Genomic DNA, 1342 nt, shown 5'->3' on the forward strand with positions numbered 1-1342 from the left:
CTCAAACGCCGACACCACCGCCCGCGCCTGAGCAGCGGCCTGCTCAGCCGCCGCACCCGCCGCACTCAACCACGCCGTATACGGCGTAGCCGCGGACGCCATCTCCAACGCCGCCGGGCCCTGCCAAGCATCGTTGACCAGACCCGAGGTCACCGCCTCGAAGAAGGACGACGCCGAGCCGAGCTCGGCAGCCAGGCCGTCCCAGGCCGACGCCACCGACGCCATCGGCGCCGATCCCGCGCCCAAAAGCATGTTCAGCGAGTTGATCTCGGGTGGCAAGGTCAGAAAACTCACCGGCTCAATACCTCTTCCTTACATTGCAGGAAAGCTTCTTGGGGGTTCCGGGCGGGGAAGCACATCATCAGCCGGCCACCCAGTCCGCCAGCGTCGCCTGCAACGCAGTCATCTGGCCGTGCAAGAAGCCGGAGACCTGGCTGCCGATGTTGCCGAAGCCGGAGATCAGGGCCGGGGCGTTGGCGGCCAGCGTGCTGGTGTTGGCGAAACCGGAGATGGCAGTCCCGATGTTCTGCCAGCCCGACAACAACGAACCGGAGTTGTACCAGCCCGACGTCAGCGCCCCGTTGGCGTTGGCGAGGCCTGAACTGAAATCGCTGGAGTTGAAGAAACCGGAAGTGCCGCTGGAACTTCCGTTGAAGAAGCCCGACGCCAACGACCCGACGGAGTTGCCGATACCCAGCAGCCCCGGCACCGTGAGGTTGAGTCGGCCGAGGAGCGTCATCTGGATGGGTAGCTGGAAATCTGCCCCGAACACGACGTTTAGCAGCTTGATCGGATTGATGATGATTTCTCCCGTATCTGCGGACGGGACGACTCCGTTGATGTTGGCGAGACCAAGCCCATTGACGGCGACCGGGACCGAGACGTCGATCGGGTAGATGGTGATCGCGCGGAACTCGCCGGTGATCGGGATCGCCACCTTGGTGGCCGCTACCAGGTCGATCGGAATCGCCGGGAAATTGAGTGGGATGGTGATGCCGTCAAGCACTTGACTGTCGGCCAGCATGAATGAACCGGTGTTCATGCTGCCGGTGTTGAAGGACCCGGTGTTGAGGTCACCTACGTTGGCGAAGCCGGTGTTGATGCTGCCGGCGTTGAAGCTACCGGTGTTCAGACTGCCGGGGTTTGCGTCACCGGTGTTGAAGCTGCCGGTGTTGAAACTCCCCGTGTTGTTGCTGCCGGTGTTACCGAAACCGATGTTATAGCTGCCGGTGTTGCCGATACCGGTGTTGGCGATGCTGGTATTACCGATACCGGTGTTGTAGTCACCGGCGTTACCGATGCCGGTGTTGCCGGTACCGGAGTTGAAGAAGCCGCGGTTGCC

The 1342-nt window shown here is 62.5% G+C and carries 1 protein-coding gene and 1 pseudogene; both read right to left on the reverse strand.

Features of this window, described 5'->3' with window-relative positions; genetic code table 11:
* Window positions 1-294 (reverse strand): PPE domain-containing protein (locus A9X01_RS14555; RefSeq protein WP_155772093.1); only part of this gene is annotated, 294 nt, incomplete at its 3' end.
* Window positions 295-361: 67 nt separating this feature from the next.
* Window positions 362-1342: pseudogene (locus A9X01_RS14560) on the reverse strand (pentapeptide repeat-containing protein); the annotation flags it as partial.

This window comes from Mycobacterium asiaticum, from assembly GCF_001668675.1.
GTDB classification, from domain to species: Bacteria; Actinomycetota; Actinomycetes; order Mycobacteriales; family Mycobacteriaceae; genus Mycobacterium; species Mycobacterium asiaticum_D.